This window comes from Pseudoalteromonas sp. MMG010 (assembly GCF_018100905.1).
Classification (GTDB): domain Bacteria; phylum Pseudomonadota; class Gammaproteobacteria; order Enterobacterales; family Alteromonadaceae; genus Pseudoalteromonas.
The window spans coordinates 267,413-285,522 of the sequence record NZ_JAGJEG010000001.1 but is presented as its reverse complement, the minus strand read 5'-3'; the positions used below and the strand labels follow the sequence as shown (position 1 = coordinate 285,522).

Here is an 18,110-nt window from a genome sequence, read left to right as displayed (position 1 = left end):
TTGCACTAAAAACAGGCTTGTACAATAAAACGAAGTAATAAAAATAAAGGATAACTTATGGTTAAATTTATGTCTAAAACTTATTTAATTAACATGGCTGCACTTTTTATACTGTGTGCAACCAGTGGCGTACATGCTAAAGGGCAAATGGCCGTAGCAATGCCCGATTCATACAGTGCCGATACCGCGCGTGCTATTTTAGAGCAAGGCGGTAATGCTGTTGATGCGGCGATTGCTGCACAATTTGTACTGGCGGTCACATTACCCGAAGCGGGTAATATTGGCGGCGGTGGATTTATGTTAATTCATAAAGATGGCCAAGGCGATTTTATTGATTACCGTGAAACAGCGCCAAGCTCAGCTCATAAAGATATGTATTTAGATAAAAATGGTGATGTTGTGCCCTATAAATCATTATATGGTATTCATGCCAGTGGTGTCCCTGGCAGTGTGGCAGGTATGTGGTTGGCACATCAAAAGCATGGTTCGTTAAAATGGCACGATTTAGTACAACCCGCGTATACTTTAGCAGCACAAGGTTTTGTGGTTCACCCTAAATTGGCCAGTAGTATTGAGCGCTATATCGCACGCTTAAAAAGTAAAGATATAACGGTTAATTTTGCCGATTACTTTGCGCGAGCAACCGCCAATAGTGTATTTAAACAACCCGAATTAGCGGCCACTTTAAAGCGAATTCGTGATAACGGACAAGATGGTTTTTATAAAGGCGAAACTGCAAAAATCATTGCCAACTTTATGCACCAACACGGTGGAATAATAAACGAGGAAGATCTTAAAAATTATAAGGCAGTATCGCGTGTGCCTATTAAAGAAAGCTGGAATGGTTACCAAGTACTTACTTCGCCGCCACCTAGCTCTGGTGGTATTGCTATTTTACAGTGGTTAAAAATGTATGAAATGCTAAAGCCAAAACAGCAAATTGAGCATAACTCAACCCTGTATGTACATTTACTGGCAGAAATAGGAAAGCGTGTTTTTGCAGACAGAGCAGAGTATTTAGGTGATCCAGATTTTTTTGATGTCCCTGTTAAAGCGCTAACGAATAACGATTACCTTAAAAAGCGTAGCGAAGGTGTATTGTTAACTAAAATTTCTACCACTGAGAATATAAAACCAGGCTTAAAAGAAAGTGAGCAAACAACGCATTTTTCAATTGTAGACAAAATGGGTAATGCGGTCGCAAATACAACCACCATTAACTTAGGCTTTGGTAGTGGAGTGGTTGTAACCGGCGCAGGCTTTTTATTAAATGATGAAATGGACGACTTTAGTGCAAAACCCGGTGTAATGAATGTGTTTGGTGCTTTAGGTGGGGTTGCTAATGAAATTCAGCCGCATAAGCGTATGCTTAGTTCGATGACCCCGACAATTTTACTTAAAAATAACGCGGTAAAAATGGTGACAGGTTCGCCTGGTGGCACGACGATTATTAGCTCGGTGTACCAATCTATTTTAAATGCTGTTGAGTTTAATATGTCGGCTGACCAAGTTGCTAATACCACACGCTTTCATCATCAGCTATGGCCTAAAAATGTGATTCGTACACAGCAAGATTTTACTAATACCGTGACGCAGGATTTGCAAAAAATGGGTTACGAGGTTGAAGCACGTAATTTTGGTGATTTACACGTAATTATTAACAATGATGGAAATTTAGATGCTGCGTCTCAGGCAACGGGGCGTGGTAAATCTATGGTGTTTTAAGCTTTAAATTTAATGCCTACGATATGCCCTAACAGGGGGATATTTATCGAACAATCGCCATGCGGCGATTGTTCGCGTTAGCTAGCCAATACTTGGAATAACTCCGAGCATTTGCAAACACTGTGAAGCAATAATTGTGACACCACACAGTAACGCAATGCCAAGCCCTATACTTCCTCCTTTAACACTGTATCCCGGTTTTGTTGCTGATTGACGTTGTTGATACACCATAAACACAGGTAAAAATACGGCCAGAACTACCAAAGCAATAGCGGCATAGCCTAATGCCATGATAAAACCTTGTGGGTAAAATAATGCAAAGCCAAGCGGTGGAATAAATGTGATTAAGGCTGTTTTAACACGCCCTAATTTATTGTCATTTTGTTTAAATGTATCAGCAAAAAAATCAAATAATCCTAAGCTCACGCCCAAAAATGAAGTGGCTAAGGCTAAATCAGCAAATAACATAATGGCTGTTTTTACCATAGGGGTATGTGCTATTTGGCTAACGCTGTTAATAAACCCACTTAAACCATCACTGTTAATTAGTGCGTGTTGGCTCATTATTCCTTGGCTAATTAACTGCCAAAAAATATAAATAACTAAAGGCAGTGTCGCACCTGCAATCATTACTTTTCGTAAACTTTTTATTTCTAGGCCAACATATTTCACAATAGAAGGAATAGAGCCATGAAAGCCAAATGAAGTAAATACAACCGGTAGCGCAGCCAAAATAAGGCCGTTTTGTAGAGGCATTTCAAGTAAATGGGTGGTGTGCACATAAGGCGTTAACATATAAAACAAACTTGCTAGTACCACTATTTTAATACTAAAAAGCACCCGATTTAGCACATCGACCTTACTTGTACCAAGGGTAATAACAAACGCAATAACGCAAGCGAGTATAACCGAGGCCATTTGTGGGGCAATATTGAGATTTAATGCTGTGTTTATACGAAGCTGTAATTGAGAGCCACCGCCAGCAATATACGCAGCACATAATGCGTAAAACAAAAACACCATAGAAAAGTTGGCTACATACTGCCCTTTTTTACCAAGCCATAATTTAGCTAAGGTATTTAATGTGGCATCACGTGGAGCAAATTGGTGTAGTTCAAGCATTAACAAGGCGGTATAGGTCATCAGTAACCAGCTGGCAACAAGTAACACAAAAGCGGTTGTAAAGCCTAACCCTGCAGAAGCAATAGGTAATGCGAGCATGCCGGCTCCAATAGTGGTACCAGCAACAATAAACATACTACCTATTGTTTTATTTTTTAGCATGAGAGAGCCTAATTATTTTTATAATCTGCCACGATATAACGACTTTAATAAAACTTAAACAGTTAGTGCAAAAAAGAAGGGAATTTTACTAAATTTTTAAAAGGCTGTGTCATTAATACTCAGTAGAAGGGTAAATGAGCAGCTGTTTAGCTGCTCATGTTATTTTTAGAGTTTAATCAATATCACATTTTTGCTATTTGAATAATTAAGCGGCGGTTTTTATCGCGGCCCAAAATATTATCGTTAGTGTCGACAAATCGTTTTTCACCTAGGCCGGTTGCATCTACTTTTTCGGCATCGACACCTAAACTCACCATGTAATCTTTAATGGCTTTTGCACGTTTGCGCGATAGATCGAGGTTATTCCAACGACCACCGTAACTATCGGTATACGAAGTAATATTAATAGACTCAATCGTTGAGTCGTTTTGTAAATATTGTGCTATTTGCTCTAAGCGTTGCTGTGATGCTTTAGTGAGCGTGCTACTGTTTGATTGGTAATTCATAACGGTAAACGAAATATCTTCGAAGCTAAATGGCAATAATCCATCACGGCATTGTAAAAATGCCCAGTAAGCTTGTTTAAAATTAACGCTTGAAACACCCACGGCAATTTTATCGGCACTGTTTTGCCAGTCTTGATAATAAAATGTGGGATGAAAGCCTTTTTCAAGTTCGCTTAACATTTCCCAGGCTGTTTTATTATCTAATTCACCATCGAATTTTTTAAGTAGTTTCATATCGGTAATATCGCGAGCAGGCAAACCTGCGCGCCAAGAGGGGGGAACCGATTTTAACCCTGCAATATCGTAATTTTCGGGACGTACAACCATATCGAGATTAAAGGTCAGGTTTTTGTTTTTACTGGCATTTGCTTTAAATATGGCTTCGCCGTAGTAAGGGATTTCGTGGTTAAGTTGGCATTGTAGCTTAGTTGTTTTAACCACTTCCCAATGAGAATTATCTTGATTAGCACTGTATTGGCGCATAGCGGCATGTGCACTGTTAACACATAGCGTACTGGTTAAGCCTAGGCTAAAAAATAATAATGATAACTTCATAGGGTTCCTCCAACAAAACATGCCAAAAAACTGGCATTACGCAGTGTAAATACGTTTTACGGACACTGCACCGTAAGCGCACACAGTATTAAGCAATTTACATGCCTAATAAATAAATAAATTTTGCTCTAGCCGAGCCCCTATCAACTTTGTCATAATAGAGTGCTTATACCGACAATCCAAGAAAACTATGGCAAATACTGAGCAAACCCTTTTCGCAAAACGCTTTCGCGGCTTTTTTCCTGTTGTAATTGATGTTGAAACAGCCGGCTTTAACAATAAAACAGATGCATTGTTAGAAATTGCAGTGTCGGTGTTAAAAATGGATGACGATGGATTACTAAGTATCGATCATACTGTGCATTTTCATATTGAGCCTTTTGAAGGGGCTAACATTGAGCAAGCTGCGATAGAATTTAACGGGATAGACCCTTTTTCTCCGTTACGTGGTGCAGTGAGTGAAGAGCATGCCATAAAAGAAATTTGTAAAGTGGTACGCAAAGCGCAAAAAGCCGCAGGGTGTCAGCGTTCAGTAGTAGTAGCGCATAATGCAGCATTTGATCATGGTTTTTTAAATGCAGCCATAGAGCGCAATAATATTAAGCGTACGCCATTTCATCCGTTTGTGAGTTTTGACACCACAACATTAGCAGGGCTTGCGTTAGGGCAAACCGTACTAGCTAAAGCTTGTGCTGCAGCGGGTATTGCTTTTGATAACTCGCAAGCACATTCGGCATTGTACGATACTGAGCGTACCGCTGAGCTTTATTGTTTAATTGTTAATCGTTGGCAGCAATTAGGCGGTTGGCCACTGGCAATAGACGAAAACGAAGACGAATCAGCTAAAACGACTGAGTAATTTTTCCTTCACTTAATTTTACTAAGTGGGGTGGATAAATACGCGAAAATTGCTTACTGTCTTTTGCTATTTTAAGCTCCACACCTGGGTGCATTAAGTCGTTTATTTTTAAACGACTACTGGCTAATAAACGCGATATTTTTTGCTGTACCATCTTCTTTTGACGTAAAATATGCACACTATGGTTTTTAACCTGTTGCTCGTTTTTTTGAATTTTGTGTAATATTTTTTGCTTTTTTATATCTACAGATATTTGTTGTGCTTTTTTACGGGCCACTCTTAATTCAACTGCTTTTTTAGCAAGACGCTTTTCAAAATCATTAATTTTGCTTTGTTGATCTCGCAAATCGAACCAGTTTTGCGCTAAAAAAATACGTGTTTTTGCCCCCGAAGGCGCGCCCACTTCACCGGCTTCTAAACGCATTGCATTATGTATATTCCCGCCAATTAATTTGCCTTGGGGATTTTTTCCTTTACCAACACGTATTAAACGCCTAGCGGTTAAATCGCAATGTAGTGCTTGGCGATCAATTAATAAATCTAAAGCGGTTTCTATATGGCAATATTGTGCATAACCAATAGAGATAGTGCGCTTAGCTAATACTTCGCAAGTAAAAGCTTCATCATTTTCGCGCTTACGGCCAATTGCACCAAGCATAATCGTAATGGCATTGTTACTTTGCACATGCGCCGACTCAACAAAGCCAAGTACGGTTATATCGCCATTGGCTTTAACTTTCATACCATCTTTTATATCACCACTGACAATGATACTGCCATCGAACTCCACATGGCCGGTGCTGACATCTATATTGTCAAAGCACAGTACATCATCAACCCGCATTCCTCTTGGCAATGCAACAGGCACGCCTTTGCTATTAGCAATGAGTAAATCGGGGTTGGTGGGATCTATTTTTGTGCCATCGAATGCTGTTAGTTGATGTTCTTTTCCTGGGGCTGCAGTGATTTCATCGCCAAAAAGGGTATAACCATTTTCACCGGCTGTGGCGGGTATACGTTGCATTAATGCCGTGCCAGGCTTAACCGTGATAATAGCGCCAAGGTTTTTCATATCGACTTTACCGCCATCTTTAGCCTGTGGGCTAAGTACTCGGTCTTGGGCTGTTGGAGCAAGTCTTACAAATTTGGCATCGGTGCCATTAGTTGGCTTGCGACCATGAGCAATAATCGCACTGTATTGGGTTCCCGCGGCACGTTCAAATTGTTGACCTAAAAATGTGTCGAGTGCTTGGGCGTTTACCCCTTTTTTAATACCCGCTTTTTTAATCGCAGCATGGGCATTTTCAACGCTTAATAACTTTCCACCCATCGCCGTGGTTAACGTTGCCTCGGCTATCATGTTGGTATCGTTGATTGTAATTTCAATGCTGGCATCAACACAACGAGCGATCACTAATGATGCTTTTGTAACATCGTTGCCCGGAGCAAATAATTTACCGATATTGGTATTGAGTATTTCAAACTCAGCAAACTCAGAGTTCTCTAGTAGTTCAACCAATTGAGCTCCGGTAACCGGAAACCCTGTTTCTTGTGGGTGAGCGTTTATAGATACCGCTCCCGTTGCTTCATCTAACGAGAAAACCGACATTTATTTATCCTAAGTATGTCTGTTATTATTTTATAGTGTTTATTATGCATTACGTTATACAAAGTAGTGCGGAGCAGTATTTGAGCACACTCGCGAACAATTGTTAAGTAAATGTTTTTAAATCATTATTTAGTGCTAGGTATGTGTGATTTGTAAGCAGTTAAACGATATATATAAAATAAAGCGAGGTAGATGCTTGAGTATCTATCGTGTACTCAGTTATACTCATTGCAACTGAAAAAGAGACTTCTTTATAGCAATATAAAGTAACCAACCTATTTCAGGGGCTGATTAGGATTCGACGGAATTCAAGAAGCCCGAGGTGCATGTCGAGGTGCGGTTTGCCTCGTAAAAAAGCCGCAATTTAAAGTAATCGCAAACGACGATAACTACTCTCTAGCAGCTTAGGCTGGCTAGCGCTCCTTCCATGTATTCTTGTGGACTGGATTCTGGAGTGTCACCCTAACACCTGATCGCGATGGAAACCCTGGCCGGGGTTGAAGCGTTAAAACTAAGCGGCCTCGCCTTTACTTACCGTGTTTGTCCGGGACTTAAAGGTTAATTAAATGACAATACTAAACATGTAGTACCGACGGTCGAGGCTTTTCGGACGGGGGTTCAAATCCCCCCAGCTCCACCAATATTGGTTTTTAAATACGTTGATTTAAAAACCCTAAGAAACCCGCAAATTTGAGCAATCAAGTTTGCGGGTTTTTTTATGCCTGTCATATCTCAAAATGTTTACCTGCATCCAGTATTTTTAGTGCTATGGTTAGTACCACAGCACTTACTGGTGAAAATATGGTGAGACTAAATGTTGGGTATTTAATTACTCAACTGATCGAAATGAGGCGTTTTTCGTTATTGAATATAATTCATCGAGACTAAATGCTACAGCCCAGATACATTTACATAAAAGCTTTCACCATCGTCAGTTCCTTCAACGGTATAAGTAATTGAAAGTTCATTTGCACCACCTTTGCCGCTTATACTCAGTTCAGCCGCGCATTCATGCGCTCCTGTTTGCTCATTAGTATGTTGAGTTCTAACAGCAAGAACGTCTAAGTTCACCTCGTTTGCAACCTCCTGGCCAACTTGACGCGTTAATTCATCATTAGCAATTTTCATTACTAGCTCTTTAGTTTCACTATCGTTACAAGCTGGTACATTGCTCCCACAACCAGCAAGCGACAAAGTCAGCGTAGAGAGTGAGATTGCGAGTGTTTTTTTCATATGGCTTTCCTTATTTTTCCTTTATGAGTAACACGATAAAAGGGGGATGCTTATATCGTGTTTTTTTAATTTTTAATTTTTAGTTTTTGTATTAATAAACATATAAGTTGTTCAAATCACGTAAGCGCGATAATAACCACTAACTTTCCACTTTATAGCCATTGTAACAAAGGCCTCATAGCAGATTTAAGAAGCCTTGAGTCGCAATCTATAATTCATAACTAACCATGATACGCTAAGCAATAAAATAGAATTGATTAATGTCTTTTTTATACTATTAAATTACCGGGTGTTATTTTCCATAATTTTACCTAGATAAATAAAGATTACAAAAAATTATTAAATAATTTCATTGATATAGGTGAAAATAAAGACAATATTAAAGCTATCAACTGGGAAAGGTTGTTGGCTGTTTTTCTTTAAATATTTTACCTAATTAAATTTTACATTTATGAAAGCATTTTCAGTATTCGCATTTTAATAGGTACGAGCGTTAGATTTGTTGATTTATTGAGCGTTCTATTCTAGTTGTTTATACATAATCAGATAAACAGGGATGTGAAAATGGCTAATTTAATCGTGTGTTGTGATGGAACTTGGAATAACCCAGAACAAGAAGATAACGCAATACCTGCACCCACAAATGTGGTTAAGTTGTACCATGCTTTAGATGATCTTGATGACAATAATAATGTACAAAAATCGTATTATCACCCGGGGTTGGGTGGTGAGAAAACAGGGCTAAAAGATGCTGTTTTAGATGGTGCATTGGGAAAAAATATTAAGCGGCATATTTGTAGTGCATACCACTGGATAGCTCAGCATTATGAACCGGGTGATAGGGTGTTTATTTTTGGCTTTAGCCGAGGAGCATTTACTGCGCGAAGCTTAGGGGGGATGCTGAGGTTGGGGTTGCTTGATTTTTTAGACATGGATGAAGCGCAGTGTTGGGATAAAACACATCAGCATTTTAGTGATTATAAATCAGCGTGTGAAAATTTAAATGTAACTGATTTTATTAATAATAAAGAACCATTTGTTGTTCATTTTTTAGGTGTGTGGGATACGGTTGGTGCACTTGGGATCCCTAATGATATGGAAATATTTAACCTATTTGATAACCCAGAACGCTGGCGTTTTCATGATACGTGTTTAGGCAAGCATATTAAGGTGGCTAGGCACGCAATGGCGCTTGATGAAAAAAGAAGTAGTTTTTGTGTAACACGTTGGCAAGGCGATGTGAGCCATAGTGATGTAAAAGAGCAGTGGTTTGCAGGTGTGCATTCGGATGTGGGCGGTGGATACAGTGACTGCTCGTTATCGGATATTGCATTAAAGTGGATGCTACAAGAAGCACAAGCGCATGGTTTAGTATTTAGAGATAATGTGTTTGCGCAACTTAAACCGGATGCCGCAGGCGTTTTACATAATTCGTATAAAGGTATTTTTGCTAAGTTTCGTTCTCGCCCTCGTAATGTAGAGTGTGTAACCCCCCAAAACAGTGAGCACTTTCACCCGAGTGTCTTTGAGCGTCAGATTATTTCTCCTATTAGTCACCCTAAATATTGGCCAACTAAAAAATTAGCTGTGGGGGAGTCTGTATCGGTAAAAGTTTTTGCTAAGCAACACTGGAATAGAACCTATTTATTTATGGATAAAGATGAAAAGTATTCGTTTTCAGCGCAAGGACACTGGCAAGACGGTAAAGATACCTGCGATTGGTTAGGAAGTGAAGATGGGAAGTTAACACGTGGCGATATTATTCGGTTTGCATCGTCGATATGGGGGATAGCCGAGCGTAAGTTTAGACAGCTATCACAAAATCGCTCAGCTGACTTTTGGGGAACGAAACGTATAGAGCATATGCCTTGGTTTATTTTAGTTGGGTGTATTGCCAATGATGCAGAGCAAAAAACAGCAGTGACCAATGATGGCAGCCCACACCCTCATCAATATGTTAGTTTGCCCAATTATCAGCAGGGTATAAAGAGTTTAAATGTAGATTCAGCGGGTTACTTTTATGCTTTTGCTAATGATGTATGGTCTTTGTATGACAATAATCAAGGAAGTGTTTTATTAACGATAACCCGAACTCACTGAAGGGATATTTTAAACGCCAATAATTTTATTGGCGTTTTTATATACTTAAATTTTTCGCTTTAACGTATTGTTTAAAAAGGCGGTGAGCAAGGCGACAAAACACATAAAACTAAGTAGTACGATTAAGTTAAGTTGTAATTTAATATGAGTTGTATGTGGTGTCGTTTTTACAATGTTTAGGCTAGGGTTTTGTTGTTCTCTAATATAGCTTTGGCTGATCCAGTCTACTGCATTGATCCATTGTACTTTAAGTGGGTTTTCGTTGCTTAGTTTAGCCATGTTAGTTGCATCATTTTCAAGTGCTGAGGCAAGGGTTGTGAGCTGTTGCCAAAATGCAAATTGAGGTCCAAGTGCATCAATTTCTTGTAGGTGTTGTTTTAGTTTTACACCCCCCATGGCTGAAACATCTCGTTGATTTACCTGTTTTGCATAGTGATTAATTGCGCTAGAGAAATCAGCGAAATAACGATTTATTTGTTGCTGCTCTTGCAGTGCTTCGTAGCTGGTGTTGTTGTTATTTATATAGGCTGATACAGGCGAGTTGCTTTGTTGATTATTTAAATAGTGTTTGTAGTTATCGTAGTTTAAAAGCTGTTTATTTATTTGGCTATCATTCGCGACAGTAACCAGCTTAAACGCTGTAAGTATGGCAGCAGACGTTGCTATAATTAACGCGGTATAGCAAAAATACAGGCCGATTTTTAATAACATTAACTGCCAGTTTTTTATCAGGTAAATCAGGTGATTATTGTTTTGTTTTTGTTGGATAAAACGGTAGGTTTGAAGGCTTGTACCTGCACTTATGCTTTCTCGTGTTATGTTATTATTTGCGGGAGTTACGTTTTCTTTTTCGGGTTTTTGTGGCTGTACTTTAGTAATGAGTCCTAGGGCTTTGAGGCTTGATTCTTTTTTTACGGCTTCTACGCTGGTGAGATTTTTTTCTAATGCATAGGCTTTACCATCAAATAGCTTTTCGCACACAAAGTTTGGAATATTCAATAATCGAGATAGTTGGTTAATAGCGACGGATAAGTCGGTATTTTTTTTAACTTGCCCACTGAATACAATTTTATAAGATGCGCTCATAGAAGTGTCCTAGGCTGTAGCCTGATTATTTTTATTATTGATTAACTAACTTATCAAAGAGTGTTTTAGGATTCTATAATCGCAAAGGCTATTTATAGATGTTTTTTTAGTTAAAAATAACTAGATTAAAGTATCTCTTGTCATTTTTGTTAGCTTATAGAAACTATAGGCATTAATTGTGCGTAATACTACGAGTAAAATGTGTAAACAAAGTGCAAGTTCGATTGTTATATTTAGAATAACGCTATAGCGACGGTATTTAACAAAACAAAACGCTAACTCATTAACCATTTCACCGACAAGGATTTAAATGGTTAATGAGTTTTGTATATAGGTTGTTTAACTAAGGGCTTTAGGGATTGCTTGTTCGCCATTGAATAGTGAGATAATGCGATTTCGTTTAAATGTATTAGTGGCAATGGTGTAAAGTGCATTTGCAACATTTTCGCGACTAATTTTAGCTTTATCGCTATCGTTAGGGTAGCGAGTACTAATTAATTGTGAACCAGGCTCGTTAGTTAGTGTACCTGGGCGTAAAATAGTATAAGGCACACCTTGATTAATTAAATGTTGGTCGGCCATGTGCTTTGCTACCAGATAAGGTTTAATATCCCCCTCTACAGCATCCGGATTATCGGCTCCGATAGAGCTTATCATAACAAAATGTTCTATTTGGTATTGTTTAGCATAACTTGCCGCTTTTTTAGCTGCCCATAAATCTATTAAAAGTGTTTTATCTGCGCCAGTATTTCCACCTGATCCCGCTGCAAATATAACTTGATTGCACCCTTCAAACGCATCACTAAAGTCGCTTTCAAGATCGCGTTCTACAATCGTTAAATGCGGACTATTTAAATCACTGAGTTTTTCTTTATCACGTACTAAGGCTACAACATTGTGTTGATTTTCAAGTAGTAGCTTAATGGTCATTTTACCAATTTGGCCACTCGCGCCAATGATTAATGTTTTACTCATGCAAGTACTCCTTATCTTAATGTTATTAAACTCTGCTTAATGCAGTGACTTATGACGTTGTAAAAACGATATATAAATACATAAATTGTTTTACTAATTAATGAGCTTGGGATGCTTTTATATTTTTAAAGGGAGATTTAAGTATTTATTTATATTATGTTTTTATTAAATGTATAGGCTGAATGCAGGATGAAAAAAAGTGCTTTTATTATGTTTTTTTAAACTTGTTGGCTAAGGCCGAATAAAAAGCAGTCCTTATTATCAATGGTAGATAATAAAGGCGATAAGGTTAAATTTTATTACGGATAAGGTCGCGCACTATAAATCGAGCAGGGTGTATTGCTTGGCTAACGCGTTCACTAAAAGGACGTGGTTCATTGTTTAAATGCGCAATTAAGTGCTCAGCACTTAATGGTGCACTGCAAAAGCCTCGTGCGCCAAATCCCGTTAAAATATGTAAACCTTGTTGCGGTTTTTGTAGTGCGTTGTATTGATAACGCTTACCTAAACGTAAATTAGCAAATGCTTGCATGTAATCATTTTGATCAGCCCATTGTCCAGCCATAGGGAGGTGGTCAATAAAAGTGCAGCGCACAGCCGCTTTAGCTGAAGTGATATGTCCTAAGCTAGGCGCAAATGCCGTGTTTTGATAAAAACTTAATAGTTGTTTATGATTTGTTTGGTTGTCTTGCTCTGTAACCTGACGGCTTTTTGAATTTTTTTCAAAGGTCGCACCCATACAATGATGCCCTTGATAGTGAGGAGTAAAATAGCCTTTATGGCACAAAACGGTTTTAAGCTTTTTTGACTCTTCGCTTGCTTTAATATGCGATACCTGGCCTCTAACACCTACGATAGGTAACTTTTCAGTTTGGTTAAATTGGTCGCTATGTTCGCCAGCACACACAATTACATCGCTAAAAGGGCCAAAGGTTTTACTTTTTTGATTAATGTTTGCTGTAAGCATCCAGCCTTCATCTGTTTTTTCCAGTTGCTCTATATTGCAATTAAACTCACTGTTTAAAGGCTGGGTGTTTATCGTTATTGCTTTAGCGGCTTGAAAAAGCGCATTAACAAGTTGCGGTGGATTGATCCACCCCCCAAGAGGAAAAAACACTCCAGGGTAGCCTGTGCTTATTCCTGCAAGTTCATCGCCTTGTTGTGCGCTTACTGCGTGCATTAATTCTTCAGGCCATAACTGTTTTTTATCTAAATTTTCATGACGCTGAGCTAAGGGGGTTTTTACTGCATGCTGTAATACGCCACACCAACTGTGATCGAAACTAAAACCTTGTGCTAATAATTGCTTATAAAGGCGTTTTGCATACAAAAAACTATGGGCAAAAAATTCGCTGTGTGGCGAGTTTTTAGCTTGTAAATGAGGATACACGGCTCCTTGCACATTATGTGATGCGCCCATTGCAAGAGCGTCGTCTTGGCAAAAATGGTGAGTGTGAATCCCTCGTTTAGCTAAGCTATACAATAGTGAACTACTTGCTATTCCCCCACCAATAACCGCAACACGATTTAACGTTGCTGTGTCGTTAGCAAAATAAGGGGCAGCCGAATGTGCTTGATTTGCTTGCGTTAATTGGCCTATTAGCATTTCGCGTTTACGGCCAAAACCTTTTGCTTTTTGTATGGAAAAACCCGCTTCAATAAGCCCTCTACGAACAAAACCGGCCGCAGTAAATGTTGCTAAAGTGGCGTTACTTCGAGAAATATCAACCATCGAATTAAATACACTGCTTTGCCACATATCGGGGTTTTTACTGGGGGCAAAGCCATCTAAGTACCAAGCATCAACGACCCCACAAGCTGGATAGCTCATTGTATTAATCGACGTTTGTACATCCCCAAAGTATAAGTCGAGTACGATTGCGCCGTTTTCAAATTCAAGGCGATGACACCCAGCTAATGTAATGGGGTAATTTGCAAGTAGTTGTTCACTTAAATGAGCTAGTTGCGGCCAAGCCTTAAGTGCTTGTGTTAAATCACTTTTGGTAATGGGGTATTTTTCAAATGAAATAAAATGTAACCGGTTAACACTTTTATCATATTGATTTTGAACTTTATTGTTGTCATGCTGCCTATGTGCAATATGCGCTTTAAACTGTAACCAAGTATTTAAAAAATTAAGCCCAGTACCAAAACCGGTTTCGGCAATACTAAAAAAGTCACGGTCATGATTTTGTAACCGCTGGGCGATATTATTTTGCTGAAAAAAAACATAATGAGATTCAGCAAGGCCATCGTCATTTGAAAAATAAACATCGTCGAAGTGATCGGCTACGGGGGTGCCTTGAAGGTTAAAATGAATCTGTGCGTTTTTTATCATGGTTTACAATTTTAGAGTGCTTTTATTCATTATTTTACGTGTTTTCTTTGCAATAGTCTGGCGTTATTTGCAAACTGTTTGTTCAGAGTACAAGTGTACGCTAGAAAGCTGACCACTTAGTTGTTAAATTCAGCGTAAAATAGAACACAATTTAGTATCAAGCTAAGGTAATTACCAATGAGAAGAGCCGTTATTACAGGCATCGGTGTTGTATCAAGCATCGGTAACAATAAAGAAGAAGTGTTAGAGTCATTAAAAACAGGTAAAAGCGGTATCGCGTTTAACCCAGAATTTGCTGAATATAACTTACGCAGTAATGTATCGGGTAAAATAGATATTAATGTAAAAGACTTTGTTGATCGTAAAGCACATCGCTTTATGGGTGATGCTGCTGCTTTTTCTTATATTTCTATGGCGCAAGCGATTGAAGATTCGGGTTTAAGCGATGAGCAAGTATCAAATGAACGTACCGGTATTATTGTTGGCTCTGGTGGTGGTTCATCTAAGTATCAGGTAGAAGCTGCAGATACACTACGTGAAAAAGGCGTAAAACGTGTTGGCCCATATATGGTACCTCGTACTATGGCAAGTACAACATCGGCTTGTTTAGCAACACCCTTTAAAATTAAAGGGGTTAATTACTCTATTAGCTCTGCGTGTGCGACATCGGCACACTGTATTGGTAATGCGGTTGAACAAATTCAATTAGGCAAACAAGATGTTGTGTTTGCTGGTGGCGGTGAAGAGCTGCATTGGACATTAGCCATGGAATTTGATGCCATGGGTGCTTTATCTACTAAATACAATGAAGAACCAGAAAAAGCGTCTCGTACTTACGATGCAAACCGCGATGGTTTTGTTATCTCAGGTGGCGGCGGTATTGTTGTTGTTGAAGAACTTGAGCATGCGCTTGCACGTGGTGCACATATTTACGCTGAAATAGTTGGGTATGGTGCCACTTCTGATGGTTACGATATGGTAGCGCCTTCGGGTGAAGGTGCAGCGCGCTGTATGCGCCAAGCAATGCAAGATGTTGACAGTATTGATTATTTAAATACTCATGGTACGTCTACACCGGTAGGTGATGTAAAAGAACTGGGTGCAATTCAAGAAGTATTTGGTGGTAAATCACCAATGATCAGTGCTACTAAAGCAATGACAGGGCATGCACTGGGTGCTGCTGGTGTGCACGAAGCTATCTTTTCGTTATTAATGCTTGAGCATAGTTTTGTTGCTCCTTCGATTAATATTGATGAATTAGATGAGCAAGCACATGGCTTAGATATTGTTACTGAGCGTAAAGATGTAGAACTTAATACGGTTATGTCTAACAGCTTTGGCTTTGGTGGTACGAATGCCACGTTAGTGATGAGTAAATACAAAGGTTAGCCTTTATATTTTATACCCTTGCTAAAAGAGTATTAAAAGCCGAGCATTGCTCGGCTTTTTCGTTTGTATATAGATGCGGTTGTTCGTTACAATAACGGCCCTTAGTGGAAACCGGACCTAATGATGAAAATTCTTGCCGATCAAAATATGCCTTTAGTAGAGCAATTTTTTAGTGATTTTGGTGATGTAGAACGTTTTGATGGCCGAAGTTTACAACCAGAGCAATTGGTTGATGTTGATGTTTTATTAACGCGCTCGGTGACACAAGTAAACAAAGCTTTATTGGCTCAAGCTAATAAACTTAAAATGGTTGGTACCGCAACGATAGGTGTGGATCATATTGATACCCCATTACTAAAGCAACGAGGTATCGCATTTACTAGCGCCCCAGGTTGTAATGCAGTTGCTGTGGCTGAATATGTCATAAGCAGTATTTTTGCATTGTGCCAAGAGAATGCTGTTGCCCTTAAAGGTAAAACAATTGGCATTGTCGGTGTCGGGAGTATTGGGAGTTGTTTACGTAAAAAACTGAGCGTTTTAGATGTAAATGTATTGCTATGTGATCCACCAAAACATGAGCAAGGGTTACTTGATGAACACACTGAACTTGATACGCTTTTAAAGCACAGTGACATAGTGACATTTCATGTGCCATTAGTTAAAACCGGTCACTATAAAACACAGCACCTAATGGATAAGGCACGCTTAAATACACTCAAAAAAGACTGTATATTAATCAATGCAAGCCGAGGTGATGTTATTGATAATCACGCTTTACTTGAGGTTATGCAGCAAGGCCATTCGTTAGATTTAGTATTAGATGTATGGGAAAACGAGCCTAATATTTTAATCCCGCTACTTGAATATACACGTTTTGCTAGTGTACACATTGCAGGACATACCCTTGAGGGGAAAGCGCGGGGTACACAAATGTTGTATCAAAAATGGTGTGAGTTAGAAAATATATCAGCTGTTAAAAACCTAGCTGACTTTTTGCCTGTACCAGCAATAACTCAAGTTACGCTAGAAGACACTTTTAATGAAGCTAACTTAGGGCAGCTGATCCATTTAGTTTACGATGTACGTCGTGATGATGCCATATTACGTAAAAACTTAGCGAGTACAGGGTTTGATACCTTGCGCAAAAACTATCCAATACGACGTGAGTTTAGTACGGTGCGTGTGTCGGGCACTAAAAAGCAAAGCCAGTTACTTGCTGGGCTTGGATTTAATATATAATGTTTAACAATGACCATAAGGGTTGTTGTTTATAGAGGAATACAAATGTCGCAAAAATATAATGTTGCTGTACTCGGCGCTACCGGGCTTGTGGGTCGTCAAATTATTGATACTTTAGAAGATCGTAAATTTCCAGTTGATCAGCTTTTTTTACTTGCAAGTAGTCGCAGTGCCGGAGAAGACATTAAGTTCCGTGGCGAAAATATAGAAGTCATTGATGTAGAAAAATTTGATTTTAGCCAAGCACATATTGGGTTATTCTCAGCCGGTGGTAGCGTGTCAGAAAAGTATGCACCGATTGCCGCTGATGCAGGATGTATTGTTATAGATAATACATCACATTTTAGAAATGATTTTGAAGTACCGTTAATCGTGCCTGAAGTAAATGCTGCAAGTTTAGCTGATTTTAGAAACCGTAATATCATTGCTAACCCTAATTGTTCAACTATTCAAATGATGTTAGCACTTAAACCAATTTATGATGCTTACGGCATTGACCGCATTAATGTATCTACATACCAAGCAGTATCGGGTGCAGGTAAAGAAGCGGTTGACGAATTGGCAAAACAAACTGCCAACTTAATGAATGCTCGCCCAATGGATAACCAAATATTTCCAAAGCAAATTGCGTTTAATGTGATCCCGCAAATCGATTCGTTTGAAGATAATGGCTACACTCGCGAAGAAATGAAAATGGTGAACGAAACCCATAAGATTTTAGGCGATACAACAATTGCAGTGAACCCTACTTGTGTTCGCGTGCCTGTATTTTTTGGCCACTCTGAAGCGATTAATATTGAAACACGTATGCCGTTTGATTTTGAACACGTAAAACAATTATTAAGCGAAGCACCGGGTGTAGAGCTAATTGATGATGCTGGCGATTACCCAACGGCGGTATCTGATGCAAGTGGTAACGATACAGTTTATATTGGCCGTTTACGTGCAGATATCTCTCACCCTCATGGTTTAAATATGTGGGTTGTGAGTGATAATACACGTAAAGGAGCTGCAACAAATAGTGTACAAATTGCCGAAGAATTAGTGGCAAATTATTTATAGGTTTTAACTCGGTTAACAACCATAAATATAAAGCGGTGGACCTTAAAAGGTTGCCGCTTTTTTGTTTTTTTAATGCCAAAAAATTGCCGCATGGTATTAATTTTGTTGTAAATTTATTTAAATTAGTTGTTAAGCTTAGTCTAATTGTTT

At 38.9% G+C, this 18,110-nt stretch carries 13 protein-coding genes and 1 other RNA gene; 7 read left to right on the top strand and 7 right to left on the bottom strand.

Annotated features, from left to right (window positions below):
• The first annotated feature begins 93 nt into the window (after positions 1–93).
• Complete coding sequence (gene ggt, locus J8L70_RS01360; protein WP_247664661.1) at positions 94–1,725, top strand: gamma-glutamyltransferase; 1,632 nt, start codon at positions 94–96, stop codon at positions 1,723–1,725.
• A gap of 81 nt (positions 1,726–1,806) precedes the next feature.
• On the opposite strand, the gene J8L70_RS01355 is transcribed toward ggt, so the two are convergent.
• Together J8L70_RS01355 and J8L70_RS01350 are read right to left on the bottom strand one after the other, a co-directional pair.
• Entirely contained in the window at positions 1,807–3,009 is a 1,203-nt protein-coding gene (locus J8L70_RS01355) for an aromatic amino acid transport family protein (RefSeq protein ID WP_211053673.1), read from the bottom strand.
• Positions 3,010–3,191: 182 nt separating this feature from the next.
• Complete coding sequence (locus J8L70_RS01350; protein ID WP_211053672.1) at positions 3,192–4,070, bottom strand: OmpA family protein; 879 nt, start codon at positions 4,068–4,070, stop codon at positions 3,192–3,194.
• A 190-nt stretch (positions 4,071–4,260) separates the two neighbouring features.
• Here J8L70_RS01350 and rnt point away from each other — a divergent pair, with 190 nt between their 5' ends.
• Entirely contained in the window at positions 4,261–4,929 is a 669-nt protein-coding gene (rnt, locus tag J8L70_RS01345; RefSeq protein ID WP_211053671.1) for a ribonuclease T, read from the top strand.
• On the opposite strand, the gene J8L70_RS01340 is transcribed toward rnt, so the two are convergent.
• Positions 4,913–6,538, bottom strand: a complete 1,626-nt coding sequence (locus J8L70_RS01340) for a FapA family protein (protein ID WP_211053670.1) — start codon at positions 6,536–6,538, stop codon at positions 4,913–4,915. The two genes, rnt and J8L70_RS01340, sit on opposite strands and share 17 nt — an antisense overlap.
• A 283-nt stretch (positions 6,539–6,821) precedes the next feature.
• Here J8L70_RS01340 and ssrA point away from each other — a divergent pair.
• Positions 6,822–7,178, top strand: a transfer-messenger RNA (tmRNA) gene (gene ssrA / locus J8L70_RS01335).
• A gap of 251 nt (positions 7,179–7,429) precedes the next feature.
• On the opposite strand, the gene J8L70_RS01330 is transcribed toward ssrA, so the two are convergent.
• Positions 7,430–7,771, bottom strand: a complete 342-nt coding sequence (locus tag J8L70_RS01330; RefSeq protein ID WP_211053669.1) for a hypothetical protein — start codon at positions 7,769–7,771, stop codon at positions 7,430–7,432.
• A gap of 564 nt (positions 7,772–8,335) precedes the next feature.
• On the opposite strand from J8L70_RS01330, the gene J8L70_RS01325 reads away from it, so the two are divergent.
• Positions 8,336–9,871: a DUF2235 domain-containing protein gene (locus tag J8L70_RS01325; RefSeq protein ID WP_211053668.1), complete on the top strand. Its 1,536-nt coding sequence runs from the start codon at positions 8,336–8,338 to the stop codon at positions 9,869–9,871.
• A 45-nt stretch (positions 9,872–9,916) separates the two neighbouring features.
• Here the strand turns inward: J8L70_RS01325 and J8L70_RS01320 are convergent, their stop codons facing one another.
• The 3 genes from J8L70_RS01320 to mnmC all read right to left on the bottom strand — a co-directional run bounded on the left by J8L70_RS01320 (position 9,917) and on the right by mnmC (position 14,270).
• Positions 9,917–10,957, bottom strand: coding sequence for a hypothetical protein (locus tag J8L70_RS01320; protein WP_211053667.1), 1,041 nt, complete (start codon positions 10,955–10,957; stop codon positions 9,917–9,919).
• Positions 10,958–11,296: 339 nt separating this feature from the next.
• Entirely contained in the window at positions 11,297–11,932 is a 636-nt protein-coding gene (locus tag J8L70_RS01315; RefSeq protein WP_211053666.1) for an SDR family oxidoreductase, read from the bottom strand.
• Positions 11,933–12,221: 289 nt separating this feature from the next.
• Positions 12,222–14,270 (bottom strand): bifunctional tRNA (5-methylaminomethyl-2-thiouridine)(34)-methyltransferase MnmD/FAD-dependent 5-carboxymethylaminomethyl-2-thiouridine(34) oxidoreductase MnmC, encoded by a 2,049-nt coding sequence (mnmC, locus tag J8L70_RS01310; RefSeq protein ID WP_211053665.1) that lies wholly within the window; start codon positions 14,268–14,270, stop codon positions 12,222–12,224.
• A gap of 177 nt (positions 14,271–14,447) precedes the next feature.
• Between mnmC and fabB the strand changes: the two genes are divergently transcribed.
• From fabB to J8L70_RS01295, 3 genes are all read left to right on the top strand, one after another.
• A complete protein-coding gene (gene fabB, locus J8L70_RS01305) occupies positions 14,448–15,659 on the top strand; it encodes a beta-ketoacyl-ACP synthase I (protein WP_211053664.1) in 1,212 nt (403 codons plus the stop codon).
• Positions 15,660–15,782: 123 nt separating this feature from the next.
• On the top strand, positions 15,783–16,898 hold the full coding sequence (locus J8L70_RS01300; RefSeq protein ID WP_211053991.1) for a 4-phosphoerythronate dehydrogenase: 1,116 nt from the start codon (positions 15,783–15,785) through the stop codon (positions 16,896–16,898).
• 45 nt (positions 16,899–16,943) lie between these two features.
• Complete coding sequence (locus tag J8L70_RS01295; RefSeq protein ID WP_211053663.1) at positions 16,944–17,960, top strand: aspartate-semialdehyde dehydrogenase; 1,017 nt, start codon at positions 16,944–16,946, stop codon at positions 17,958–17,960.
• Positions 17,961–18,110: the final 150 nt, after the last annotated feature.